Consider the following 23,878-nt stretch of genomic DNA (forward strand, 5'->3'; position numbering starts at 1 on the left):
AAATCAGAAAGCACAGCATGCGGATAGCACGACTCGAAACTCCAGAAGGGCCCCGCTCTGCGGTGGCCGTGGACGATCGTTGGGACTTCATCATCGATCCTTTCGCCCGGGAAATCATCTTCACCGGGGACTCGACACCCATGGACGGTGCCGTGCTCCTTGCCCCGGTGCAACCCGGCCTCGTCGTCGGAATTGCTCATAACCTCACCAACAACAACCACGTCCTGCCCATTCAGGCCTGGCAGAAATCGGCACACACCGTCGCGGGGCCTGGCGACGAGATCCTGGCTCAGCGTGGCGTGGGAACGGTCAACGTCGAAGGAGAACTTGCCGTCGTCATCGGGCGATCGGCTACCGCGCTCACTGTAGAAAACGCCTTCGACTACGTTCTCGGATTCACGGTCGCGAACGACGTGACGAACGTCGATCAGGTGCCCGTCGACGAAAAGAACTTCCAGAGCAAAAGTGGAGTCAACTACACACCGCTCGGCCCCTGGATCGAGACCGAGGTGGCCGACCCCGAGAACGTGAGCACAGAGGTCGCGATCAACGGTGAGGTGCGCGCCCGGTCCGGGTCGTTCAACCTCCCGTCGAGTGTTGCCGCGACACTCGCATACGTGACGCGCTGGCTCACCCTGGAACCCGGGGATGTGATCATGACCGGTGCTCCGAACACCTTTGTCGCCGTTCATCCCGGTGATCGCGTCGACATCACTCTCGAGGGGATCGGAACGCTCAGCAGCACCGTCGGCTGATCGTCAACCGGGAAGTCCCGGAGCCCGGATGCTCGCCCTGCAGGCTGCAGGGCGAGCACCCGGGCTCCGGCATGTCACGCACCGAGGGCCTTGACCCGCACTGAACAAGTGTTTAGCATGTTGAACATGCGTACAGCTCGTCCCTCTCCACCGGAGGACCTCACGGCGCGCGCCTTGATCCGGGATGCCGCGATCGTTCATTTCGCTCAGGACGGCTTCCGCAAATCGAGCCTGCGGGCGATCGCCGCCACCGCCGGCGTGAGCGCGAGCCTCGTCGTGCATCACTTCGGCAGCAAGGAGCGCCTCCGCGGGGAGTGCGATGAATTCGTGATCGGCACCATGCTGGCCGCGGCCCGCGACAAGGCGAGCCCGGCGGGACTCCAGGCCGTGATCCAGGGATACCTCGCGAACCCCGCGGAATACGAGGTCGACGTCGCCTACCTGTCGCGGGCGATCGCGGAGGAGACGGCGGCCGGCCGGACCTTCGTGGACACGATCGTCGACGAGACCGAGGCGATCATCCGGGCCGGAATCGCGGACGGAACCATGAACCCCTCCTCCGACCCGCGCGCGGTGGCGGTCCTGATCGCGACGACGAGCCTGGCGATGATGACGATGAGCGCACACCTCGCCCGGTCGCTCGGCTTCGAGGGCCTGGGTCTCGGCCAGGAGACGATGCGGCGGCTCGCGCTGCCGTCGGTCGAGCTGTACACCCACGGGCTCTACACCGACGAGACCGTGCTGAACGTCACCCGGAAGGCGCTCGCGGCAACGCCGGAGCCCGCTGCGGCACCCCCGGCAGAGCCCATGCCGGCCCAGGAATACCCCAGTCGAGAGGACACCCGATGAGTCACGTCGAAACAGCGAGCTGGCCACATCCCGGGGCGTCGTCCCCGCCCACGGATGCCGCGATCCAGGCCGTCGAGATCACCAAGCGCTTCGGCAGCACCCAGGCCCTCCATGGTGTGACCTTCACGGTTCCCCGCGGCAGCGTCTTCGGCGTGATCGGCCCCAACGGAGCGGGCAAGACCACGACCATGCGCGCCCTGCTCGACATCATCCGGCCGAGCTCCGGGCACGCGACCGTTCTCGGCACCGACTCGCGCAACGCCGGCCCCGAGTTGCGCCGGCGGATCGGCTTCCTGCCCGGAGAACTCATCCTCGAGGGCCGCATCACCGGACGAAAGCTCCTGCAGCACTACGCCGACATCTCCGGTCCCGTCCGCACCGGGCACATCGAAGAACTCGCCGAACGGTTCCATCTCGACCTCGCACAGCCGGTGCGCAAGCTCTCCCGCGGCAACAAGCAGAAGCTCGGCATCGTGCAGGCGTTCATGCACGAGCCGGAACTCCTCGTGCTCGACGAACCGACGAGCGGGCTCGACCCCCTGATGCAGCAGGAGTTCCTGCTGCTCGTCAAGGAGGCCCGCGACGCCGGCCAGACCGTATTCCTGTCCTCGCATGTGATCAGCGAGATCCAGCAGGCCGCCGACGAGGTCGCGATCCTCCGGGACGGGCGCATCATCACCGTCGCGAGTGTCGAGGCACTGCGCCAAACGGCCGTGCGTCACTTGCGGATGACGGCCACCGGCATCCGCCCCGCCGACCTCTCCGAGCGGCTGGGCCGGCTCGACGGCATGGCCGGGCTCGTCTGCATGGCCGTCACCAGCCCCGCTGGGGCCGCAGCCACCGAGGCGACCGCAACCCTCGAGGGTGCGATCCAGCCCTTCATCCAGGCCGTCTCCACGCTCGACCTCACGGATCTCGTTCTCGAGGAACCCGACCTCGAGGAATCCGTGCTCGCGCTCTACACCGCGCCGGAGGATTCCGCAGAGTCGCACAGGGCCTCCCGGGCGACCCGAACCGCCCGCGGGTCCCGAGCGGAAAGGAAGGAACCGAAATGACCGCGTCCACGGAGACGGATGTCCGCCGTGCGCCCCTGCCGATCTTCGGCAAGGCATTCGCAGACGGCCGGCGAGCCCTGCTCGGCTGGGGAATCGGCATCGCGGCGGCGATCTTCCTCTACCTGCCGCTCTACCCGAGCATGATCGGCACGTCCGAGATGCAGAAGCTCATCGACTCGCTGCCGCGGGCCCTGATCCGTACCCTCAATTACGACCAGATCAGCACCGGGGCCGGCTACACCCAGGCGACGGTCTTCGGCCTGATCGGGTTCCTGCTGATGAGCATCGCCTCGATCGGCTGGGGCGCGGCCATGCTCGGCGGCGACGAGGAATCCGGCCAGCTCGAGCTGACCCTCGCCCACGGCGTCACCCGGGTGCAGGTGGTCGTGGAGCGGTTCGCGGCGCTCGTGCTGAAGGTCCTGTTGATCACCGCCCTGATGTTCGTGCTCATCGCGCTCCTCAACGGCCCGAGCCAGCTCGGCATCGACGTCGGGTACCTGGCCCAGACCTGCCTGCTTTTCGCGGGCCTCGTGCTGCTCTGCGGCAGTGTGGCGATGCTCGGCGGCGCGCTCACGGGCCGCAAGGTGTGGGGCATCGGCGCCGGAGCGTTCGTCGCGGTCGTCGGCTACGTCTTCAACGCCCTCGGCAACCAGAGCGCCGACCTCGAGTGGTTGCACGGACTCTCGCCCTATTACTGGGCGTTCGGAAACTACCCGATGACGAACGGGGCCCCGCCGCTTGCGCTCCTCGCGTTCTACGGCGGTTCCCTGCTCGTCGCGGCGGTGACGGCACTCGTGCTGCGCCAGCGCGACATTGGCGTCTGAGCGGAGCCGGCAGGCCCCGGCGCGGTAGCGTGAGGCTTTCACCACGTTCAGCAAGGGAGCGCTCATGAAGGTCGTCGTCACCGGTGCCAACGGAAAAGTCGGTCGGGCCGCCGTCCAGGCGCTGCTCGCAGCCGGCCACGACGTGACGGGGGTCGACCTCGCCCGCCCGGTCTTCGAGCGGGCGGTGGAGGGCGCGGCGCGCTACCAGATGGCCGACCTGACGGATGCCGGTGAGGCCTTCGCCGTGATCCGCGGAGCCGACGCTGTCGTGCACACCGCCGCGATCCCGGACCCGACCGCGAATCCCGCCCACGTCGTGTTCCGCACCAACCTGATGGCGACCTTCAACGTTCTCGAGGCCGCCGTCCGCTTCGGCGTGCCGCGCTTCGTGAACATCTCGAGCGAGACGGTGCCGGGATTCCTGTTCGCCGAGCGCGGCTTCCTGCCTGAGTATGCGCCCGTCGACGAGGACCACCCGGCGCACCCGCAGGACCCGTACGCGCTCACCAAACTCTTCGGGGAGCAGCTGATGGATGCCGCCGTCGCACGTTCGGACATCCGGTGCATCTCCCTGCGGCCGAGCTGGGTGCAGAACGAGGACAACTACGAGCAGAACCTCGGGCCGCTCGTGCGCGACGCCGCGTTGGCCAGCGGCAACCTGTGGAGCTACACCGATGCATACGACCTCGCGGACGCCATCGTGCTCGCCGCCGAATCGGAGCTGCCCGGCCATGAGGTGTTCTACATCGCCGCGCCGGACACTGCAGGCGGGCGCGACTTCGCCGCGATCCTGCACGAGCACTATGGCGACACGATCCCGCTGCGGCCCCTCTCCCGTCCGGATGCCTCGGGCATCTCGAGCGCGAAGGCGCAGCGCCTGCTCGGCTGGGCGCCGAAGCGGTCCTGGCGGGACTACCTCGACGCCGACGGTAGGGCGCTGGCGAGCTCGTGACCCGCGTTCGTAACACGGAAGAGTTAGGCTGACGCCATTCCAGTCTCCGGTACACCCGTCCCCGTCCGTCCCTCCGCCGAGCCGGAAATCGAGCCGACGGGCATCCCCCGTGGCTCCGGTTCCGGCGCCGTCGTGCTCGGCGCGCACTCCTATCCCGCCGCCCTCGTCGCCCGCGTGCGTGAGGCGACGGATGCCGCCGCGGCGGCCTGCCTGCCCTGGCTCGGCCGGGGCGACAAGATCGCCATCGACGACGCGGCCGTCACGGCCATGCGGGACGTGCTCGCCGATGCTCCGTTCCAGGGCACCGTCGTCATCGGCGAGGGCGAAAAGGATGCGGCCCCGATGCTGGCCAACGGCGAGGCGCTCGGCCAGGGCGGCGCCCCGCTCTGCGACGTCGCCGTCGACCCGCTCGACGGCACCCGCCTCGCGGCCTCCGGTCTCCCCGGCTCGATCTGCGTGATCGCGCTCGCCCCCCGCGGCACGATGTTCGATCCCGTCGACGTCTTCTACATGGACAAGCTCATCTGCGGCGCGGCCGGCCACGGGGTCGTCGACATCCGCCGCCCGATCGCCGAGAACCTCGCCAGGCTCGCCGCCGTCACCGGGGTCGCCGTGAGCGACCTCGTCGTCGTCGTGCTCGACAAGCCCCGCCACGCGGTGCTCATCGCCGAGATCCTCGCGACCGGCGCCGCGCTCAGGCTCGTCGGAGAGGGCGATATCGTCGCCGCCGTCGCGGCCGCGACCTCAGGGACCGACGTCGACGTCGTCGTCGGCATCGGTGGGACACCCGAGGGCATCATCGCGGCCTGCGCCGTGCGGGCACTCGGCGGATTCATGCAGGGGCGCCTCGCGCCCCAGACGCCCGAGCAGCACGCCGCGGCGCTCGCGGCCGGGCACGACCTCGACCGGGTGCTCGAGCTCGACGACCTCGTCGCGAGCGAGGCTGTGCTGTTCGTCTCGAGCGCCGTCGGCTGAGCCGGCTCAGTCGGAGATTCTCGCGAAACGCCGCTGGGCCGGTCGGCGGATGCGGCGTGTCGCGAAAATCTCCGACTGAGCGCGTGCGCAGGGGCGCGGGGGCGCGGAAACGTCAGGCGCCGTCCGCGCCGCCGTACCGCTCGGTCCGGATTCGGGCGGGATCCCGGCCAGCCCGCACGAGGGCGTCCGCCACGAACTCGACAAAGGGGGTCGCGCCGCACACGAACGTGAGCGCGCTGGTGCCGAGGGTCTGAACGCTCGCCGCGAGGCCGGTGACGTCAAGGCGGCCGGGTGCGTGGGGCCATCCGCTCGGGGCACGCCGGGTGTACACCCAGTCGAGGTCGAAGCGCGGGGAGACCCGGGCGAGCTCCTCGAGTTCGGCGCGGTAGTACGCCATCTCCGGTGAGCGCACCGAGTAGAGCAGGCGGAACGGAGCCGGGTGCGCGGCCGCCTCATGGGCGCGGATCATGGCCATCAGCGGAACGACGCCGGAGCCGCCGGCGATGAGCTGCACCGGCGCGGGTTCCTCCTCCCGCCAGACGAACCAGCCGCCGATCGGTCCGCGGATCTCGAGCCGGTCGCCGACATCGAGGCCGCGCACGAGATACGGCGAGACCTCGCCATCGTCGAGTTCCTCAACGGTTGTCTCGAGAACCCCACCCGGTGCGGCCGAGGCGAGCGAGTACGAGCGCACGGCGGTGTAGCCGTCCGGTGCGGTCAGGCGAACGTCGATGTGCTGGCCCGCGACGAGCTCGGGCAGCTGGGGCAGGGCGGCTGAGGCGGGCAGCCGCATCCGGATCGTGCGGGCCGTCGGGGTTTCGGCGTAGGCCTCGACGACCAGGGCGTCGTGCCAGTCCGATGCGTTCCACGTGGAACGGGCGGCGCTCGCCGGGACGTCGCTCACCAGTACCGTTCTTCACGCCAGGGGTCGCCGTGCATGTGGTACCCGTTCTGCTCCCAGAAACCGGGATCGTTGCGGGTCGACAGCTCAATGCTCCGCACCCACTTCGCGCTCTTCCAGAAGTACAGCGAGGGCACGAGCAGCCGGGCAGGGCCGCCGTGCTCCGGAGCCAGCGGGGCGCCGTCGAACTGGTGCGCCACCCAGGCCTTGCCGCCGCGCAGCTCGTCGAGCGGCACATTGGTCGTGTACCCGCCGTAACTGCGGGCCATCGCGAACCCGGCCCCGGTGTCGACGCCCTCGAGCAGCGTGTCGAGGGAGACGCCGCGCCAGCCGGTGCCGAACTTCGACCAGCTCGTCACACAGTGGATGTCGACGGTCACGTCTTCCTGCGGCAGCGCCTGGAACTCGTCCCAGGTCCAGGTGGTCATCAGCCCGGACTCGCTCGTGATGCTGAAGCGCCACTCCTCGGTGGACACCCGCGGGGTGGGTCCGATCGAGAGTACCGGGAAGTCCGTGACGAGGTGCTGTCCCGGCGGCAGCCCGGGGACGGGTTCGCGGCGACGGCCCATGAAACCGGGCGAAAAGAGACCCATGGCGACTCCTCCAGAGATGCGATTGCCGGATTCGCACAGCCTAGCGGCGCGATTGTCAGGACGCACCTGCCGGAATACCCTGAGCACATGTGCGGACGCTTCGCGATGGACAAGGACACCGACGATCTGATCCAGGAGTTCGTCGCGACCGGCGGCGACTTTCGGGACTGGCGGCCGTCGTACAACATCGCGCCGACCGATCGGGTTCCCGTGGTGCGCGAGTGGGAACACGACGGAACGATCACCCGCGAGGTTGACGCGGCGACCTGGGGGCTCACGCCGGCCTGGTCGACCGGCGGCAAACGACCCGCGCCGATCAATGCGCGCCTCGAGACCGTTGCCACCAACGGGATGTTCCGCACGGCCTTCGATTCCCGCCGGTGCATCGTCCCGATGACGGGCTACTACGAGTGGGAGGACCTCCCAGACGGCAAGCAGCCGCACTTCATCCACGGCGACGGGCTCCTCGCAGCGGCCGGACTCTACGCGGCGCGCAAGGAGAGTGACGACTCCTGGTCCCACAGTATGACGATCATCACGAGGGAGGCCCGCGACGCTTCGGGCGAGATCCACGACCGGATGCCCGCATTCCTCGAACGGAAGGTGTGGGACGAGTGGCTCAGACCGGGGAAGCTCACCGACCCGAATCACCTGCTCGACCTGCTCGACCGAACGTCCAGCGCCGTTGCGGCCCACATCGAGAGCTACCCCGTGTCCCGGCGGGTGAACAGCGTGCGGGTGCCCGACGCCGAACGGCAGGACCCGGCACTCATCCGGCCGCTGTCCTGAGGCGCACAATGGAAGGGCGGCCGTCGAATAGGGCCGCAGCTGGAGATACTCCGTGCCCGTCCCGTCCGCCCAACCTGCAGCATCCGTTCTGCACACCCCGCTCGCCCCGAGTCGCGCACTGCTCGCGCGGGCGCAGCGGGTCATCGTGATCGCCGGCGCCGGGATGAGCGCCGACATCGGGACGCCCGTCTACTGGACCGGGGACAACGCGGCATACGGTGACACCGTCTCGCACTACGGCCACACCAACCTCGAGCATTCCTGCGCGCCGCTCTGGCTCGAGGAACCCGACCAGCAGGCCGCGTTCTTCCGCGAGACCTGGCGGGAGATGCGCGAATCGGAGAAACCTTCCCGGCCCGCCGACCCGTACTTCGTGCTCCAGGACTGGCTGGATGCCGCCGCGAAGGACTCCTTCGTGCTCACCTCCAACGTCGATACCGCCTTCACCGACCACGGCTTCCCTGCCGAGAAGCTCCTCGAGATCCACGGCGCCTACGATCGCTCCCAGTGCCTGGCCGAACCGGAGGCGCACGGCGTCTTCCCGACCGTCGACCCGACGCTTGCCACCACCTTCTGTCCCACCTGCGGGAGCCTTGCCCGGCCGAACGTGCTCTTCTTCGACGACTACTGGTTCAACAACGCCGCGAACGAACTCCAGGAGGACGACTTCCTCGACTACCAGCGCCCCCTCGCAGCGGAGGACCCCGGCAGCACGGTCATCCTCGAGATCGGGGTCGGCCTCACCGTGATGAACCTGCGCAACCTGACCTGGGACCTGCACTCCCGGTACGACATCCCGATCGTGCGCATCAACCCGTTCCACGTCGGCCGCGGCGATGACGTGTCCGCGGGGAGCGCGCCGATCTATGAGCACCAGCTCACCGCGCTCGTCGGGCTCCGCGCCCTGCTCGGCTAGCCGGCGGGCACGCTACGGCCTGCCGGGCCTGACGGGTCTGTCCGCCGAACGAGAGACGAGCCTCAGGGGGCCTGTCGCAGGTCGGGTTTGTCCGGTGAGCCGGGCGGCGGAGTCAGCACTTCCACATTGCTCTTCCGGAAGGCCTTGGCCAGGTCGAGCGGCGGGGCCTGGTCGGTGATGAAGTAGTCAGCCCGGCCCAGCTCGGCGACCTGGGCGAAAAGCTGACGCCCGAATTTCGTTGAGTCCGCGAGGATCGCGACGCGCGAAGCCCGGGCGACCATCTCGCTCATCATGACCGCCTCGGCGAGGTTGCTCGTCGAGTATCCGCCATCGGCGGAGACGGCCCCCACCGAAATCAGGGCCAGGTCGCAGCGCACATCGAGGTCATTCCCGCTGCCCGCGAACTGAAACCCGACGGGTCCGATGGTCGACTGGCCGCTGAGGCGCACGGCGCCGCCGAAGACATAGAGGTCACGACAGACATCCGGTGGCATCTCGATCGGAATACGGAGGTTGTTGGTGGCCACCGTCAGGTTGCGGTGCTTGTCCAGGTGGCGCACCGCTGCCAGCGTCGTCGTGCCGGCGTTGATCATGATGACGGAGCCGTCCTGCACGAGTCCGGCCGCCAGGGCGCCGATCTTGTCCTTCGCGGATGTCTGCAACCGCAACCGGAGGTCAAGTTTCTTCTCCGTCGTTTCCATGACCGATTGGCTGACCGCTCCGCCGTGGGTCCTGACCAGTACCCCGTCGGCATCGAGCTGGTCGAGGTCCCTTCGGATGGTGTCGGCCGAGACTCCGAAGTGCTCCGCGAGAGCCCCGACCGTGACCTGACCTGCTTCTGACACGTACAGGGCGAGATCGGCCTTGCGTCCCGCGGGCAGGCGGGCGGCCTGATCGGGCCGGTTCGAACGCGGGGCCGGGGAAGGGGACATGCCTGATATTAGCATTTTCTTGCATTTTCGTTCCGTGCTTTGTCGATTTCATCGGGCCAATTCCGGAGTTTCACGCATGACCCTGCATGAATGAGTGACTCCCACTTGGTCGGCTCGACCGGTGAATCCGCCGAAATCAGGGTGTTGGCGCGTACAAATTGGTGCTTTTGTATGCTTGACGATCGGCAATTCACTCCGCTACTATCATGCAACAAGGCGCAGAAAAGCGCATACAACAGCAGAACACAGCAAAACTTGGAATGGAGAACCATGAATAGCAAAGGCGCTATGGTCCGGAGGGCTGTCGTCCCTCTTGTCGTCGCAGGAATGGCCGTCACCCTCATCACCGGGTGCAGCACCAGTAGTTCGGTCACCGCGACTGCGGATCCGAACGAGAAGGTCACGCTGGAGTTTTCCCAGTGGTGGGAGCCGGAACTGCCCGCTGGTGCACTGCGCACCCTGATGGACGAATTTCAGACGGAGAACCCGAACATTACGGTCAAGCTGCTCAGCGCGCCGTACGCGGCAACCAAGGACCAGACGGTTGCCGGCGCGGCCTCGGGAGTTATGTCCGACGTTGTGGGACTTGACGGGGCCTGGGTGAGCGACTTCGCCAAGCAGGGCGCGCTCGCCGACCTCTCCCAGCTGATGAAGGACGCCGGGTACGACGAGAGCCAGCTGGCCAGCCAGGTCAAGATCAAGGACTCGACCTTCATGATCCCGGTGCTCAACTTCGTCTATCCCATGTTCACCAACGACGATCTGTTGGCCAAGGCCGGCGTCACGGCACCGCCCACCAACCGCACCGAGTTCACCGCGGCGGCCGAAGCTGTCACCAAGACCGGGGACGCCAAGGGTTGGGTCCTCCCGCTTTCCCTCCAGGCGCCGAACGGAATCCAGAATGACGTCATGTCCTGGGCGTGGGCATCCGGTGGCAGCATGCTCAAGAACGGAGCCCCGGACCTCACGAACGCCGCGGTGAAGAGCGCGACCAATTACGTGAAGGACCTCTGGGACAAGGGCGTCATCGCCCCCGGTTCCCTCACCATGACGGAACAGGACAAGGTGGAGGAATTCACCAACGGCCGGGTCGGCATGATGATCGACTCCCTGTCGCACGTCACGAGCATCCGGGAAAAGAACCCGAACCTCAAGTTCAGCATTTCCGCCATTCCCGCGGCGGACGGTTTCACCGGCAAGCGCGGCATCCCATACGCGTCGTGGGGCATCGGTGTCTCCGACACCGGAAAGCACAAGGCGGAGGCCTGGAAGCTCGTGCAGTTCCTGATGAGTGAGAAGACCAACTCCACCCTGTCCACTCTCGCCCACGCCTTCCCCGGGAACACCAGCTCCACTCCGGACTTCACCGGAACCGACCCGCTCTTCAAGACGGCATTCGACATCTACAAGAGCGGCACACCCGTCAACGAGTTCGTCGGTCTCCCGGTCGCGGAACAGCTGATGCGTGACTTTGACGAGCAGTTCCAGGGCGCGCTGACCGGGACCCAGTCTGTCGACGACATGCTGACCAAAGCCCAGGGGGCCTGGGCCGCGAAGTTCTAGCCAGTCGGAGACAACTCAGCCTCGCGTGGCCGCGTCAGGACTCGTGCCTGACGCGGCCACCCAAACTCAAGGAGGGATCACGTCTTGAGAACAACACGCACCCCAGGTGCTGAGCGGACTACCGCGGCAAAGTCGCTGACCGGCAGGCTCACGCCGTACGGATTCATCTCCCCGACGGCGGCCCTGCTCTTCATCCTCATGTTCGTCCCGATCGCCATGGTCATGGGCTACTCCGTCATGGACAACGTCATCACCAACAAGCATCCGGAGTTCGTCGGGCTGGACAACTACGTCAAGGTCCTCACCAACGGCGTCTTGCCGACTGCCGTACTCAATACGGCGATCTTCACCATCGTCAGCGTGATCGCACACCTCGTGCTCGGCCTGTTGTTCGCGATGATGCTCAATACGAAACTGCTCAGCAATCTCACCACCGGGCTCTTCCGGGTGATCTACGTGCTGCCCTGGCTGTTCACGGTCGCCATCATCGCCATCCTCTGGCGGCTCCTGCTCAACCCGAACGGCGTTATCAACTATGTTCTGGTCGGCCTCGGGATCACTCCCACCGGCATCGAGTGGCTGTCGACACCGGGAACGGCGCTTCTGGCCGTCACGTTCATCAACATCTGGGCCGGGTACCCGTTCTACATGGTCAGCCTCCTGGCCGGCCTGCAGGGAATTCCGACGGACCTCTATGAAGCAGCCAAGGTGGACGGGGCTTCAGCGCTCCAGCAGTTCTGGCACATGACCCTGCCCCAGCTCAAGCCCATCATCATCAGCATGTCCCTGCTCGACGTCATCTGGACGTCGCAGCAGTTCGCGCTGATCTGGATGACCACCGGCGGTGGGCCCATCAACGCAACGGAGATGCTGAGCACATTCACGTACAAGCTGGCCTTCAGCAACTACGAGTTCTCCCAGGCCTCCGCGAGTGCCGTCCTGCTCCTGGTCGTGTCGACAGTCCTCGCATACGTCTATGCCCGATACCAGAAAGCGCGGGAGTGATATGGCTGCGACCCAAAGACGCGTTCGCCTGGTGAAGAAGGCCGGGCTGTTCATCGGCCTGCTGATCGGCGCCGTGTTCGCCGGATTCCCGGTGGTGTGGATGGCGTCGAGCTCGTTCAAGTCGAATACCGAGATCTTCGCCTCGCCGCCGAAACTGATCACGGACAACTTCTCCTGGGATGCGTACACGTCGATCCTGACCGACCCCACCAAGGTGCGGTTCTTCATCAACAGTTACGTGGTGTCCCTGTCCGTGACGGTGCTCACGCTCCTCATCGCCATCCTGGCGGCGTATGCCTTCAGCCGGTTCGAGTTCCGCTTCAAGAAACCCCTGAACATGATCATCGTGAGCGTGCAGGGCGTCCCGCCCATCACGCTCCTCATTCCGTACTTCGGATTGATGGTGACTCTGGGCCTGTACAACACCTACCTGGGCCTGATCCTCACCTACATGGTGTTCACGCTGCCCTACGCGATCATCATGATGACCGGCTACTTCAACACCCTGCCCAAGGAACTGGACGAGGCAGCCCGGGTCGATGGGGCGAGTGCGATGGGAGCGCTCTGGCGCATCCTCGTGCCGATATCCATCCCGGGCATCGTCTCGGTGGGTATCTACACCTTCATGATCTCGTGGAACGAGTTCCTCTTCGCGCTGACCCTGACTCGCACCCAGGACATGCGTACCGTGCCCATCGGCATCCAGTTGCTCATGGGCCAGAACTCCTACGAGTGGAACCAGATGATGGCGATGAGCATCCTCGGGTGCATCCCGGTCCTGCTCCTCTTCCTCTTCTTCCAACGCTTCTTCATCGGCGGCATGACTGCAGGAGCGGTCAAGAACTAGCCGCGTCTGCCTTTTCCCTCTCGTCTCACCCCAACCAAGGAGAACCACCGCATGTTAATGAATGGAATCGACCTTCTGGCCGTCGCGAATGCGAACGACTTCGCTGTCCCGGCGTTCAACGTCAGCGACTACGCGATGATGAACGGCCTCTTCGAGATCAGCGAGGAGAAGAATTCCCCGCTGATCATTGCGATCCACCCGGACGAACTGAGCCACATCGGCGTCGACATGCTTCCCGCGATCATTGCGCGCGCTCACCGCTCGACCGTACCCGTCACCATCCACCTGGACCACGGGGCGACCTACGAGCAGGTGCTCGTGGCCATCCAGAGCGGCTTCACATCCGTCATGATCGACGGATCGCTGCTCCCGTTCGCCGACAACGTGGCGATCACGAAGCGGGTCGTCGATGCCGCGCACGCCGTGGGCATCTCGGTCGAGGGTGAGCTCGGCACGATCGGCAAGACGGACAGCGAGGCCGAAGACGGCACGGCGACCATCATCTTCACCGATCCCGACGACGCGGTGAAGTTCATCGCATCCACCGGCGTGGACAGCCTGGCCATTGCCATCGGCACGAGCCACGGCATCTATCCCGCAGGCATGAAGCCAGAGCTCAGGCTGGACCTGCTCCGCGAGATCACCGGCAAGGTCGGCATCCCCCTGGTCCTTCATGGCGGATCCAACAACCCGGACCAGGAAATCGGGGAGGCCGTGCGGCTGGGAATCAATAAGATCAATATCTCGAGCGACATCAAATCGTCGTACCACTCCAAGATGCGGGAGGTCCTTGCCGACCCGGGTGTGCGGGAGCCGAACACGATCCAGCCGCCGTGCGTCGCCGCCATGAAGATCACCGCGGCGCAGAAGATCGACCTGTTCAATGCGGCCGGAAAAGCAGCACTCTACTAATCGAATGGCACATATCTCCATGCGCGAAAAACTGGTGTTGGGGCTCGGCGGAACCGTCGACTACGAGATCGCCTGGGACTCCCGGGTGATCGAGCACCTCATCCGCGAGTACTCCATTCGCGCGTCGGAGCTGGATGCCTCGATCCCGGTCATGAGCGAGCGGGACCTCGTCGTCACGTTGCTCGCCTTCCTCGAGGGCGGTGCCGGAGGAGAGCGATTCGTCGCCTCCTCCGACATCGTGGAGACGTTCGCCGCCCGGTTCGATAGAAGGATCACCCTGGGCGGCACGTGCGTGCGCGCCGCGATGGCGATGCAGGCGCTCGGCATCGAGAGCACTGTTCACTTGGTCAGCATCGACGATCACGTTCGCAGGCTGCTCCCCGCGGGATGCGCCTACCTCTGCAGCGCAGACCACGACACGACCGATCCGCATCTCATCGTGCAGTTCAACGCGGGCGCGCGCGTCCAGGCCGGCGACATCGACCTGCGTGCGCCGCACCCGAATCGGGTCATCTACGCCAATGATCCACCGAACGAACAGCTGCTGTTGAGCAACGCTCTCGGAGAGGTGCTCCGAGATGCCGAGGTGTTCCTGATCTCGGGGTTCAACGTCATCCAGGACACGGACCTGCTCCAAGAACGGTTGGTGGACATCCTTCGGCACATGCAGCAGTTGCCGGTAACAGCCGTCGTCTATTACGAGGACGCCGGATTCCATGTCCCGGCGATGAGCCGGTACGTGCGCGACGCGCTCATCGGGGTGATCGACGTGTACAGCATGAACGAGGACGAAATGCAGGCATACCTGGGACGCCCCGTCGACCTCCTGGCCGTCGACGAGGTGGCCGAGGCGCTCCGGGAATTGCAGCGGCTGATCCCCGCCGCGACCCTGGTCGTGCACACGAAGTATTGGTCACTCGCCCTGGGCGAGTTCGCCGCCTCCTATGGCGCGAGCCTCCAGGGCGGCATCACGATGGCGAGCACGCGATATTGCTACGGGGACGATTTCACCGAGCGGGACTACCGGGAAGTCGACAACCGGATGCCCAGCGTGCCCGGTACTCGGTTCGCCTCCGATCTCGAGGACCGGATGGGGCACACCGTCCGGTGCCTGCCCGCGTTCGCGCTCACCGTCGCCGCGCCGACGACCATCGGACTGGGCGACTCGTTCGTCGGCGGGTTCATCGCTGCCCTGGCTCGGCGCTAGCCGGGCGGACAGTGGTCGAAGCCGGGCCGGCTGCCGTTCCAGTGAAGACCGGGTCGCTCCGGTTCCAGAGAGTGCGGCCCAGGACTAGGACGACCGTTCGCCGGTCAGCCACTCGTCGAATGTCGTGGGAGCCTCGCCCTCGTCCCCGGTGCCGCGCAGCACCCCGGAACGCATTCCGCGCCAGTACGCGCAGGGAAGGGACACCCCGAGTGCCGGCATCCGTCGCCCGTCGGCCCGGATGACCTTGCGCACCATGCCGAGGAGGATCTCATCCCGCGGCCCGCGCAGGTCGCGGTGACGTCCCCGCTCGGTGCCGTCGGCGATCGCAACGAGGGCGTCGGCCACGTCGGCGGCCGCGATCGGACGCAGCAGTCCGGCGGGGACCAGGGCGATCGGGCCGAACGACGCGCGACCGAGCACCTGCCGCGCGAACTCGTGGAACTGGGTGGTTCGCAGGATGCTGAACGGCACCGGCCCGGCGGTGACGAGGCGCTCCTGTTCGACCTTCCCGGCGTAATACCCGAGCGGTAGGTAGTCGATTCCGACGATGGACAGCGCCACGTGGTGTCCCACCGACTGGCGCACTTCCGCGGCGAGCAGGTGCCTGGTCGCCGCGCCGAAGAACTCGACGGATGCTGCGGCTGAGGTGCTCGCCACGCTCGTGACGTCGATCACGGCATCCGCTGCCGTGAGCGCCGCGTCGAGTCCGACGCCGGTGCTGACGTCCTGCCCGGTTGACCGTGACAGCGGGACGACCTCGTGACCACGGCGTTGGGCGACCGCAACGACGTGCCTGCCGACGGTGCCGGTCGCCCCGGCTACGACGATCCTCATGATGCGACCCCTCCTAGGACGTTGTGAGTTGCTTGACCATCTCGAGTTCCCGGGTCGTCGGGTCGAGGTCGTAGGGCGCGGTCACGCCGGTTGCCGCGAAGCCGCGGTGCTCGTAGGCGGCGCGGGCGCGGTCGTTGTGCTCGTGCACGTGCAACGTGAGCCGACCCGATTCCGTGAGCGCCCAGTCCTCGATGCGCGACAGGAGGGCATCCGTCACGCCGGCCGCCCCGCCGCGGTAGTCCGGCGCGACGTAGACACCGACGAGCAGCGCACCCGTCGCCTCGTCGGGAACGTAGCCGCCCATCGTCCCGACCCAGCGCCCAGAGGGCGCGATCGCCACGACGACGATCGAATGCTCATGGGTGCCGCGCGCTCCGCGCATGGTCCATTCGGCCTCGTCGTGGGCGAGCGCGGCGTCGAAGGTCTCCCCGAAGGCGAGGGGCGTGTCGTGGAGCATCTCCAGTCGAAGTTCCCGGATCTCGCGCCAGTCTGCCGCCGTCGTGCGGCGAATCGTGAACCCCTCGGTCATCATCCACGCACGATAGCAGGGAAGCGCGCCGGGTCGAGGTGAAGCGCCGCGCTCACCGGGTCCGCGCCGCGTGCGGGCCACGCACGCCTCGACTTGACGGCTCTCTCCCGGAGTGCCACACTCGCAATATCTGATTAATCAGATTAATCTGATTAATGAAATTCAGCGTCAACCTCGCTGTGCCCGCGTCAGCGGAGCGCGGTGACCTGGGCCTGACAATGAGGTCGCGCCGAAGCGTCCTCGCGAGAGGACGACGATGTACTCATCCACACCACCCGGACTGACGAAAGCAACCCCACCAGCCCGCGTCAGCAGCGACCCGCACACCCCTGTCGGCGTGCCCGGCCCGCAACCCGTCCTGGTCATGATGGGGGTTTCCGGCTCGGGCAAGTCGACCGTAGCCGCTCTCCTCGCCAGCCAGCTCGGGTGGGACTTCGTCGAGGGCGACGATCTGCACCCCGCGGCGAACGTGGCCAAGATGGCGTCGGGCACTCCGCTCACCGACGAGGACCGCTGGCCCTGGCTCGACACCGTGTCGTCCTGGATCGTCGAGCACACCACGGCCGACCTCCCCGGCATCGTCACCTGCTCGGCGCTGAAGAAGAAGTATCGGGACGTGCTGCGCGAGCAGAACGTGATCTTCGTGCACCTCGTCGGCTCAAAGGACCTGCTCGGCGCACGGATGTCTGCCCGACTCGACCACTACATGCCGGCCAGTCTTCTCGATTCGCAGCTGGACACCCTGGAGCCGTTGGATTCCGACGAGCGCGGCATCCTGATCGACGCGTCGAGACCGCCCGCCGAGGAGGCCGCCAGGATCGTCACGATGCTCGGCCTGCGGCCGGCCGCAGGCTCGTCCGCACCCGGTGCGGCCACATCAGGGCATTCCACCGCTCAGCTGCCGGTGACCACCGCGGTGATCCACCCGGTCGTCGACGCGGTCACGCGCCGGGTCATCGAACGCAGCGCGCAGAGCCGGGCCAGGTACCTCGCCCGGATCGATGCTGCCGCGGAGCAGGGGCCAACCCGTGGTCGCCTCGGGTGCGCGAACCTCGCCCACGGCTTCGCCGCCACCGGCCAGCAGGACAAGGCCGCCCTGCGCGCCTTCGTGAAGCCGAACATCGGGATCGTGTCCTCGTACAACGACGTGCTCTCCGCGCACCAGCCGTTCGCGGCCTATCCGGCGATCCTCAAAGACGCCGTCCGGAAGGCCGGAGGCATCGCGCAGGTCGCGGGCGGCGTGCCCGCGATGTGCGACGGCATCACCCAGGGCAGAGACGGCATGCAGCTGTCGCTGTTCAGCCGCGATCTGATCGCCATGGCGACCGGCGTCGCACTGGCCCACGACCTGTTCGACGGAGCGTTGCTGCTCGGCGTCTGCGACAAGATCGTGCCAGGCCTGGTCATCGGCGCGCTGGCCTTCGGTCATCTCCCGGCCATCCTGGTGCCGACCGGTCCGATGAGCTCCGGGATTCCGAACAAGGAAAAGAGCCGGATCCGCGAGCTCTACGCCGAAGGCCTGGCCGACCGTGAGCAACTTCTCGAGGCCGAGACGGCGTCGTACCACTCCGCAGGCACCTGCACCTTCTACGGAACGGCGAACTCCAACCAGATGCTGATGGAGGTCATGGGACTCCACCTCCCCGGTGCGAGCTTCGTCAGCCCGGACTCCCCGTTGCGCGAGGCCCTCACCGCCGCGGCGGCCCGCCAGGTGGTCGCGCTGACCGAGCTGAAAGACCGGTACACCCCGATCGGACGCGTGGTGGACGAGCGGTCGATCATCAACGGCGTCGTTGCCCTGCTTGCCACCGGAGGGTCGACGAACCACACGCTGCACCTCCCGGCCATCGCGGCCGCCGCGGGGATCCAGCTCACCTGGCAGGACTTCGCGGACCTGTCCGAGGTCGTTCCCCTGCTTGTCCGCATCTACCCCAACGGCCCTGCCGACATCAACCACTTCCACGCCGCCGGGGGCACGGCGTTCCTGATCGGCCAGCTCCTCGACGCGGGCTTGCTGCACCCCGACGTCCGCACCGTTGCCGGCGCGGGACTCGACGCCTATCGCCGGGAGCCGGTGCTCGACGGAAACGCCCTGAGCTACCGCCCGGGACCGACCGAGAGCCTCGACACGGACGTGCTGCGGCCCGCCTCAGCGCCTTTCGCGCCGAACGGCGGACTCCGGATCCTGGACGGCAATCTCGGCAGTGCGGTCATCAAGGTCGCCGCGGTGGCGACCGAACACCACGTCATCCAGGCGCCCGCGGTGGTGTTCGACGACCAGCACGTCTTCCTCGCAGCGTTCGAAGCCGGTGAGCTCGACCGGGATCTCGTGGCCGTGATTCGGTATCAGGGCCCGTCCGCAAATGGAATGCCCGAGCTGCACAAGCTCACCCCGGCGCTCGGCATCCTCCAGGATCGCGGCTATCAGGTCGCTCTGGTCACCGATGGGCGGATGTCCGGCGCGTCGGGAAAGATCCCGGCCGCCATCCACCTCACCCCCGAAGCCGCAGCGGGCGGTCCGATCGGCCGCATCCGCGATGGCGACCTCGTACGCCTCAACGCGACGGCGGGCACCCTCGACGTCCTCCTCGACGACGACGTCTTCGCGGCCCGCGAAATCACCGGTGCTGCGCTCGACGACGTCAGCTGGTCCGGCACCGGTCGGGAGCTCTTCTCGGTCTTCCGCCGGCAGGTCGGCCCGGCCGACCGTGGCGCCAGCGTCATCACCAACACACTTGAAGGAGTCCTCTGATGTCCACCCTGAACGCAGCCCAGCTGCTCGAGCTCGCACCCGTGATCCCCGTCGTCGTCATCGAGGATGCCGACCGCGCGGTGGCACTGGCCCGGGCACTCGTGGCGGGTGGCCTGCCGGTTATCGAGGTGACGCTGCGCACCCCGGCTGCACTGCGTGCGATCAGTGCCATCGCCGACCAGGTGCCCGACGCCGTCATCGGCGCCGGAACGGTCAACAACCCGGAACTCGTGCGTCGGGCCGCCGAGGCCGGGGCCCGGTTCCTGATTTCTCCCGGGTCGACCGATGCCCTGCTCGACGCGATGGACGCATCCGGTCTGCCCTACCTGCCGGGAGCCGCGACTGCGTCGGAGGTCCTGCGGCTGATCGAACGCGGACACCCGGAGATGAAGTTCTTCCCTGCCGAGGCGTCCGGCGGCCACGCGGTGCTGCGCTCACTCGCGGCGCCCCTGCCGGAAGCGCGGTTCTGTCCGACGGGCGGGATCACGCTCGCGAGCGCGCCCGTCTACCTCGCGCTTCCCAACGTTGGGTGCATCGGCGGCACGTGGATCACTCCGCTGGATGCCATTGAAGTCGGCGACTGGACGCGTATCGAAGGACTGGCCCGCCAGGCCGCCGGCCTGCGGCCCTGAACTGCGGCACTCGGCTTGGGCTCTGGCTTCGGCTAGGCCTAGCCGAGGCCCGCGATCCGGTTCAGTGCGGCACGCATGATGAGCTCGGCGGGGTCGTCGAGGACCTCGTGGTTGAGGTAGAACGCTTCGAACCACGCGCGCACTTCCTCCTCGGGGAGCCCGACCGCAACCCAGTCGACCCCGGCGACCGCTTCGGAGACCGGTTCCCCCGTGCCGGCATCGAGCCACGCCCGCACAATCGGCGTCTCGGGGTCCGCGTCTTCCGGGTTCCAGGTGAGGATCAGGCTGCGTGCCTCGTCGTCCGTGTGCAGATGGTCTGTGCGCCCGGACCCCAGCCAGGGCAGCATCATCTGCTCGCCGGGAATGGCAACGTCCACGATCTCCAGGGGCACCGCCCCGAAGTCGCGGGCGTAGACCCGAAGTCCTTCGTGGTGCCAGTCGGCGGCCTCTTCGGCGTCCTCCGCGAGATCTTCGAGCAGAGGGAGAGTGTGCTTGACGAGCGCCAGGGCCCACGCCACGAGTTCCTTCGTCTCCCGCTTCGGCCACGGGCTGCGATCAGTCTCTTCTCCGTCGGCGCCATGGAAGTGGTGCTCGACACCGTCAGGCGTCGTTTCCAGGTGCAGCTCTCCGCCCTCGAACCCGAGGGAGAACACAGCCACCTCTTCTTCGTCGGCCTCGCCCTCACCGTCGACGAACCAGTCGGCGTTCAGCACCGGGTTCCGGAACTGGGTCGGCAGCGGCGGAGCCTCCAACGGCAGGTCGCCCAGGTCCAACACCGCCCGGAAAACAGTGTCCGGCATTCGCAAGGTGGGGTCAGTCACAGGTACTCCTCAGTCCGCGTCGAGAATACCGGAAACGAGGCGTCGGGAAGTGACGTCGGGAAGTGACACGGTGTGAGTTCTTGAGGTACTTGAGACTGGATTCTTGAGTTGAGACTATGGAAATGCTGGAGCCAGCGCACTCGCGATTGGCGAGAACCGCTCAACCAATGTGAGACTGCGCCCGGCCAACAATGCAAAAGAACGGCAATGGGGCCAGGGGGCTGGATTCCATTGCCGTTCTTTTCAATCTTGTTCTAGACGGTGGTGCGAAGTATCCGTTCTTCAGCCGGGCATTTCGGGCAACCCTTGGAGAGTAAACGGTGAGGGACGCTCTGCTGGTGGGTGTGTCCGTTTGCCGTGCATTTCCACCAGAGAAGTTGAGTGCCGGCGGAGATTTTGCTCGGCACTTTGGGGTGGTTGAGGTAGGGGTGGAACTCGGTGACGAGAATTGGCTGTGTCGAGGCGAGGTCGTTGACGCCGGGAACGAGTGTTCGGCGGGAACACACCGAGCACTTGTATCCGGCCGTGCGTCGTTCGATTCGCTCTCGATATGTGTGGCCCGCGGGGCATAGCCAATACATGTTGTCACCCGACCCGCGGGTACGGTCGGAGGGCTTCACCTTCCCGTTCAATGTCGGGTGCCATTCTGCCGCGATTAGCGGATGGGACTCATCGAGGCCTTCAGTGCCCGGCCGCTTTCTTCCCGTTCGGCACTGTTGGCAGCCCTTGCTCTTGACTCTGTCCGCGATAGACATTGGGTACTCGTGGTCGTTGGGGCACACCCACCTGATGGATTCTTGGCTCCCGGCGCCGTATTTGGTCGGAGGAAACCGTCGCAGCCAGCTGGGGTGCCATTCGGCGAGTAGCTGGGGGTGGGTGGTCGCGATGTCGTTGATGCCTGGAACGATGAGGCGGTTCAGGCAAACCGGGCATTTGGACCGGGCGGCCGTTCGATTCGACGCGGTGGCAGGGTAGTTGTGCCCTTTGGCGCAGCGCCAGATGTAGTACTCCTTGGAACTTGCCGGGATCTGTTTGGCAGTGAGGCCGCCATTTTTCGTTTCGTCGAATTCTGCCGCTATTTCTGGATGGCTGGATTCCAGGTCGTTGTAGCCAGGCTGGATGACGTCGTTTTGACATACGGGGCATTTGAGCGGCGTGGTTGCGGGAGGTGCGAACGGTCGTGCTCGGTCTGTCTCGAATTGGTGACCGGAAGAGCAGATCGTGAGCACTTGGCGTTTGCGTCCGACGGATGGATTCGGGGCTCCAACTCGTCGTTCACTGACGAATCCGAGGCCGAATCGGGCGGCGCTCGCCGGGTCGTCGCCGGTGACCGCGAGGTAGTTGCTGAAGGGTTCGAGTTCCGTGGGGCCACTCGTAAGCGAGTTGGCAACTGCTGTGTTGAGCGGAAAGTCGTGTGGCCAGGCGAGTTCGAATGGTGAGGCCGTGAGGGCGCTGTGGCGGACCGCCCAGGCCGTCGGACGGGCATAGAGCCAGAGTGCTCGAGAGAGGTCCGTGGCGGGCGAGCCAATGACGTTGTCGAGCGTGCTGACCAGGTGTGCGTAGGCGTCGGTGAAGCGCGTGTTCGGATTGAAGAAGATGCGCGCGAAATCCGGTGTGGTGATTGCCGCGGCGATGGCGATGGCGAGCGGAAAGGTCTCGGCTTCCGTCGGTGAGTCGTCGTCGCGGTCGGCTTCAGGTGCGAGAGCCTGCCCGAGGAGCGTGAAGAGGCGCACGTCGATGCGGTGTTGGCGGCGGAGTTTGCGGAACTGGATTTCGGCTTCGATGTGCTCGCTGGTCACCGGGTGCTGGTCTTCGGGCGCTGTAGTCATCCCGACCCATCGTGAGTGGCGGATGCAAACCAGGTTCTCGAAGTGGGGATTCTGTTCAATGGAGGCTCCGTGGCTGCAGAGGGTGCACATCCAGCGCTGGGGCAACAGCTCGGAGCAGAACTCGCAAGTGCTGCCATCGTCGTGGGTGAGCCAGCCGGAGGGGTGCGGGAGGAGGTGCAGGTCGGCGCGTTTGTTCTTCGCTGTGAGGACGCTGAGCCACGCTGCGTCTCTGTCGATGCGGGTCTTGGAGTGGGTGGTCAGTGTGATGAGCTGGTTTCGGTGCTGGTCTGTTTCGAAGTTCGCCTCGAGGAGGCGCCGGGTGTAACTCTCCATGGTTTCGCGGTGGCCGGGACGCACGTCGAATGGATAGCGTCGGCTGAGTTCGCTCATTTGGTGGCCAGTCCTTTCAGAATGTTGGTGACGGACATGGGGTCTTTCTTCCTGTTGGTCGCTCGGGAGCGGGCAGATTCGGCGGCGATGTCGAGCCGGCGCGATTCGAGGAGGCGAAGGGTGAGCTCCTCGCGCGTGATGTCGGGATTGATGATGGTCTCAATGGCACTGCCGGTGAGGAGGCGCCCGAGGCTGCCGATGGAACCGCTGGTGCGCTCGAAGAGGTAGTCGCTCATTGCAGGTAGGGTTCCGAGCTCGTGGTGGCGGAGCGGGAGCTCTTTTTCGAAAGTTGCGATGACCGCCCGCCATGCTTTGCGGTCGCTGGGGTTGGTGAGCTTGAACCGCTCCATGTGCAGGACCGTGAAACGTCCGCTGAGCTGCTGTCCGCGTGGTCCACCGAGGATGGAACCGTTCGTGAGTCCGATTCCGGCATAGACGAACGTGCAGGCCAGGTCGTTGTGCAGGTTCTTGAGGACATCGACTGATTCGCCATTGCCGGCGGCGCGGCCGGCCAGGTTGTGAAGTTCGTCGACCACAATCAATTGCGTCCCGGCCGCGTTGAGCGTGTCCACCACTCGGCTTCGAATACTCACCATGGATTCACCGGAGCGGATGGTCAAGCCGAAGAAGTCCGCGAAGGTCTTCATGAGGAGCTTCCCCGTGGAACCGGCTGGGACTTCCACATAGACGACCGGCACTCGGTCATGCTTCTGGAATTCCGGGAACTGTCGTTGGTACTGATTGAAGACGTACTTCATGAGCGCCTTGGCCGCGGTGGTCTTCCCCACTGCCGAGTCGCCGTCGAGCATCAGGCCTGCATGGCCCGAGTTCCTTCCGACGTTCTCGGCGAAGCATTGGCCCAGCATGACCTTGGCTCTTTGCAGATTTGGGGTCCCGAGAACGATGCCGCCGGAGAGGTAGACCATGCGTTGGCGGTCGTAGTTCATTCGGGCTGATGCGGTCATGTCGTCGTAGTCGGCGTCGGAGATGATGTCGGGTTTGACGGTGGTCATACT

Annotated in this window: 23 protein-coding genes; 15 read left to right on the plus strand and 8 right to left on the minus strand. The window is 66.2% G+C overall.

Going from position 1 to position 23,878, the window contains the following annotated elements; all coding sequences use genetic code 11:
- The first annotated feature begins 17 nt into the window (after positions 1–17).
- From E3O46_RS01945 to E3O46_RS01970, 6 genes are all read left to right on the plus strand, one after another.
- Positions 18–755, plus strand: coding sequence for a fumarylacetoacetate hydrolase family protein (locus E3O46_RS01945; protein ID WP_134448456.1), 738 nt, complete (start codon positions 18–20; stop codon positions 753–755).
- A 126-nt stretch (positions 756–881) separates the two neighbouring features.
- A complete protein-coding gene (locus E3O46_RS01950) occupies positions 882–1,604 on the plus strand; it encodes a TetR/AcrR family transcriptional regulator (protein ID WP_134448454.1) in 723 nt (240 codons plus the stop codon).
- The gene (locus E3O46_RS01955; RefSeq protein WP_134558145.1) at positions 1,601–2,659 is read left to right on the plus strand and encodes an ABC transporter ATP-binding protein; all 1,059 of its coding nucleotides are present in this window, start codon (positions 1,601–1,603) and stop codon (positions 2,657–2,659) included. Before E3O46_RS01950 ends, E3O46_RS01955 begins: the two co-directional genes overlap by 4 nt.
- Positions 2,656–3,483 (plus strand): ABC transporter permease subunit, encoded by an 828-nt coding sequence (locus E3O46_RS01960; RefSeq protein ID WP_134448450.1) that lies wholly within the window; start codon positions 2,656–2,658, stop codon positions 3,481–3,483. The genes E3O46_RS01955 and E3O46_RS01960 overlap by 4 nt, the downstream gene beginning before the upstream one ends.
- Before the next feature lie 64 nt (positions 3,484–3,547).
- A complete protein-coding gene (locus E3O46_RS01965; protein WP_134448448.1) occupies positions 3,548–4,435 on the plus strand; it encodes an NAD-dependent epimerase/dehydratase family protein in 888 nt (295 codons plus the stop codon).
- A 132-nt stretch (positions 4,436–4,567) separates the two neighbouring features.
- On the plus strand, positions 4,568–5,410 hold the full coding sequence (locus E3O46_RS01970) for a fructose-bisphosphatase class II family protein (RefSeq protein WP_241987316.1): 843 nt from the start codon (positions 4,568–4,570) through the stop codon (positions 5,408–5,410).
- A 112-nt stretch (positions 5,411–5,522) separates the two neighbouring features.
- Here the strand turns inward: E3O46_RS01970 and E3O46_RS01975 are convergent, their stop codons facing one another.
- Together E3O46_RS01975 and E3O46_RS01980 are read right to left on the minus strand one after the other, a co-directional pair.
- Positions 5,523–6,314: a ferredoxin reductase gene (locus E3O46_RS01975; RefSeq protein WP_241987317.1), complete on the minus strand. Its 792-nt coding sequence runs from the start codon at positions 6,312–6,314 to the stop codon at positions 5,523–5,525.
- The gene (locus E3O46_RS01980) at positions 6,311–6,904 is read right to left on the minus strand and encodes a sulfite oxidase-like oxidoreductase (protein WP_134560991.1); all 594 of its coding nucleotides are present in this window, start codon (positions 6,902–6,904) and stop codon (positions 6,311–6,313) included. Before E3O46_RS01980 ends, E3O46_RS01975 begins: the two co-directional genes overlap by 4 nt.
- Before the next feature lie 87 nt (positions 6,905–6,991).
- Between E3O46_RS01980 and E3O46_RS01985 the strand changes: the two genes are divergently transcribed.
- Together E3O46_RS01985 and E3O46_RS01990 are read left to right on the plus strand one after the other, a co-directional pair.
- Positions 6,992–7,693 (plus strand): SOS response-associated peptidase, encoded by a 702-nt coding sequence (locus tag E3O46_RS01985; RefSeq protein WP_134560992.1) that lies wholly within the window; start codon positions 6,992–6,994, stop codon positions 7,691–7,693.
- A gap of 52 nt (positions 7,694–7,745) precedes the next feature.
- Positions 7,746–8,609 carry a Sir2 family NAD-dependent protein deacetylase gene (locus E3O46_RS01990; RefSeq protein ID WP_134558148.1) on the plus strand — a complete coding sequence of 288 codons (864 nt, stop codon included), beginning with the start codon at positions 7,746–7,748 and terminating at the stop codon, positions 8,607–8,609.
- Between the two features lie 62 nt (positions 8,610–8,671).
- On the opposite strand, the gene E3O46_RS01995 is transcribed toward E3O46_RS01990, so the two are convergent.
- Complete coding sequence (locus tag E3O46_RS01995) at positions 8,672–9,541, minus strand: DeoR/GlpR family DNA-binding transcription regulator (RefSeq protein ID WP_134560993.1); 870 nt, start codon at positions 9,539–9,541, stop codon at positions 8,672–8,674.
- 270 nt (positions 9,542–9,811) lie between these two features.
- Here E3O46_RS01995 and E3O46_RS02000 point away from each other — a divergent pair, with 270 nt between their 5' ends.
- From E3O46_RS02000 to E3O46_RS02020, 5 genes are all read left to right on the plus strand, one after another.
- A complete protein-coding gene (locus tag E3O46_RS02000) occupies positions 9,812–11,104 on the plus strand; it encodes an ABC transporter substrate-binding protein (RefSeq protein ID WP_198413676.1) in 1,293 nt (430 codons plus the stop codon).
- A gap of 84 nt (positions 11,105–11,188) precedes the next feature.
- Positions 11,189–12,109, plus strand: a complete 921-nt coding sequence (locus E3O46_RS02005) for a carbohydrate ABC transporter permease (protein ID WP_241987318.1) — start codon at positions 11,189–11,191, stop codon at positions 12,107–12,109.
- A gap of 1 nt (position 12,110) precedes the next feature.
- The gene (locus E3O46_RS02010; protein WP_134448438.1) at positions 12,111–12,956 is read left to right on the plus strand and encodes a carbohydrate ABC transporter permease; all 846 of its coding nucleotides are present in this window, start codon (positions 12,111–12,113) and stop codon (positions 12,954–12,956) included.
- 51 nt (positions 12,957–13,007) lie between these two features.
- Complete coding sequence (locus tag E3O46_RS02015; RefSeq protein WP_134448436.1) at positions 13,008–13,868, plus strand: ketose-bisphosphate aldolase; 861 nt, start codon at positions 13,008–13,010, stop codon at positions 13,866–13,868.
- A gap of 4 nt (positions 13,869–13,872) precedes the next feature.
- Positions 13,873–15,075 (plus strand): ADP-dependent glucokinase/phosphofructokinase, encoded by a 1,203-nt coding sequence (locus E3O46_RS02020; RefSeq protein ID WP_241975198.1) that lies wholly within the window; start codon positions 13,873–13,875, stop codon positions 15,073–15,075.
- Positions 15,076–15,159: 84 nt separating this feature from the next.
- On the opposite strand, the gene E3O46_RS02025 is transcribed toward E3O46_RS02020, so the two are convergent.
- A complete protein-coding gene (locus E3O46_RS02025) occupies positions 15,160–15,909 on the minus strand; it encodes an SDR family oxidoreductase (protein ID WP_134560994.1) in 750 nt (249 codons plus the stop codon).
- 13 nt (positions 15,910–15,922) lie between these two features.
- Positions 15,923–16,441: a GNAT family N-acetyltransferase gene (locus E3O46_RS02030; RefSeq protein WP_134560995.1), complete on the minus strand. Its 519-nt coding sequence runs from the start codon at positions 16,439–16,441 to the stop codon at positions 15,923–15,925.
- Positions 16,442–16,694: 253 nt separating this feature from the next.
- Here E3O46_RS02030 and edd point away from each other — a divergent pair, with 253 nt between their 5' ends.
- Together edd and eda are read left to right on the plus strand one after the other, a co-directional pair.
- Positions 16,695–19,190 carry a phosphogluconate dehydratase gene (gene edd, locus E3O46_RS18465; protein WP_134560996.1) on the plus strand — a complete coding sequence of 832 codons (2,496 nt, stop codon included), beginning with the start codon at positions 16,695–16,697 and terminating at the stop codon, positions 19,188–19,190.
- On the plus strand, positions 19,190–19,822 hold the full coding sequence (gene eda, locus E3O46_RS02040; protein ID WP_134558154.1) for a bifunctional 4-hydroxy-2-oxoglutarate aldolase/2-dehydro-3-deoxy-phosphogluconate aldolase: 633 nt from the start codon (positions 19,190–19,192) through the stop codon (positions 19,820–19,822). The genes edd and eda overlap by 1 nt, the downstream gene beginning before the upstream one ends.
- A 38-nt stretch (positions 19,823–19,860) precedes the next feature.
- Here the strand turns inward: eda and E3O46_RS02045 are convergent, their stop codons facing one another.
- The 3 genes from E3O46_RS02045 to E3O46_RS02055 all read right to left on the minus strand — a co-directional run bounded on the left by E3O46_RS02045 (position 19,861) and on the right by E3O46_RS02055 (position 23,875).
- The gene (locus tag E3O46_RS02045) at positions 19,861–20,643 is read right to left on the minus strand and encodes a hypothetical protein (RefSeq protein ID WP_134448414.1); all 783 of its coding nucleotides are present in this window, start codon (positions 20,641–20,643) and stop codon (positions 19,861–19,863) included.
- A gap of 254 nt (positions 20,644–20,897) precedes the next feature.
- Complete coding sequence (locus E3O46_RS02050; protein WP_134560997.1) at positions 20,898–22,862, minus strand: zinc-ribbon domain-containing protein; 1,965 nt, start codon at positions 22,860–22,862, stop codon at positions 20,898–20,900.
- Positions 22,859–23,875, minus strand: coding sequence for a TniB family NTP-binding protein (locus E3O46_RS02055; RefSeq protein ID WP_166791005.1), 1,017 nt, complete (start codon positions 23,873–23,875; stop codon positions 22,859–22,861). Before E3O46_RS02055 ends, E3O46_RS02050 begins: the two co-directional genes overlap by 4 nt.
- Positions 23,876–23,878: the final 3 nt, after the last annotated feature.

It is taken from the genome of Cryobacterium glucosi, from assembly GCF_004402235.1.
In the GTDB taxonomy this organism is placed as follows: Bacteria; Actinomycetota; Actinomycetes; order Actinomycetales; family Microbacteriaceae; genus Cryobacterium; species Cryobacterium glucosi.

Coding starts and splice junctions, on each gene's coding strand:
- E3O46_RS01980 (WP_134560991.1), bottom strand. CDS start 6,904: ATGGGTCTCTTTTCGCCCGGTTTCATGGGCCGTCGCCGCGAACCCGTC.
- E3O46_RS02015 (WP_134448436.1), top strand. CDS start 13,008: ATGTTAATGAATGGAATCGACCTTCTGGCCGTCGCGAATGCGAACGAC.
- E3O46_RS02020 (WP_241975198.1), top strand. CDS start 13,873: ATGGCACATATCTCCATGCGCGAAAAACTGGTGTTGGGGCTCGGCGGA.
- E3O46_RS02030 (WP_134560995.1), bottom strand. CDS start 16,441: ATGATGACCGAGGGGTTCACGATTCGCCGCACGACGGCGGCAGACTGG.
- edd (WP_134560996.1), top strand. CDS start 16,695: ATGTACTCATCCACACCACCCGGACTGACGAAAGCAACCCCACCAGCC.
- E3O46_RS01955 (WP_134558145.1), top strand. CDS start 1,601: ATGAGTCACGTCGAAACAGCGAGCTGGCCACATCCCGGGGCGTCGTCC.
- E3O46_RS02000 (WP_198413676.1), top strand. CDS start 9,812: ATGAATAGCAAAGGCGCTATGGTCCGGAGGGCTGTCGTCCCTCTTGTC.
- E3O46_RS02055 (WP_166791005.1), bottom strand. CDS start 23,875: ATGACCACCGTCAAACCCGACATCATCTCCGACGCCGACTACGACGAC.
- eda (WP_134558154.1), top strand. CDS start 19,190: ATGTCCACCCTGAACGCAGCCCAGCTGCTCGAGCTCGCACCCGTGATC.
- E3O46_RS02025 (WP_134560994.1), bottom strand. CDS start 15,909: ATGAGGATCGTCGTAGCCGGGGCGACCGGCACCGTCGGCAGGCACGTC.
- E3O46_RS01950 (WP_134448454.1), top strand. CDS start 882: ATGCGTACAGCTCGTCCCTCTCCACCGGAGGACCTCACGGCGCGCGCC.
- E3O46_RS02010 (WP_134448438.1), top strand. CDS start 12,111: ATGGCTGCGACCCAAAGACGCGTTCGCCTGGTGAAGAAGGCCGGGCTG.
- E3O46_RS01985 (WP_134560992.1), top strand. CDS start 6,992: ATGTGCGGACGCTTCGCGATGGACAAGGACACCGACGATCTGATCCAG.
- E3O46_RS01965 (WP_134448448.1), top strand. CDS start 3,548: ATGAAGGTCGTCGTCACCGGTGCCAACGGAAAAGTCGGTCGGGCCGCC.
- E3O46_RS01960 (WP_134448450.1), top strand. CDS start 2,656: ATGACCGCGTCCACGGAGACGGATGTCCGCCGTGCGCCCCTGCCGATC.
- E3O46_RS02050 (WP_134560997.1), bottom strand. CDS start 22,862: ATGAGCGAACTCAGCCGACGCTATCCATTCGACGTGCGTCCCGGCCAC.
- E3O46_RS01945 (WP_134448456.1), top strand. CDS start 18: ATGCGGATAGCACGACTCGAAACTCCAGAAGGGCCCCGCTCTGCGGTG.
- E3O46_RS01995 (WP_134560993.1), bottom strand. CDS start 9,541: ATGTCCCCTTCCCCGGCCCCGCGTTCGAACCGGCCCGATCAGGCCGCC.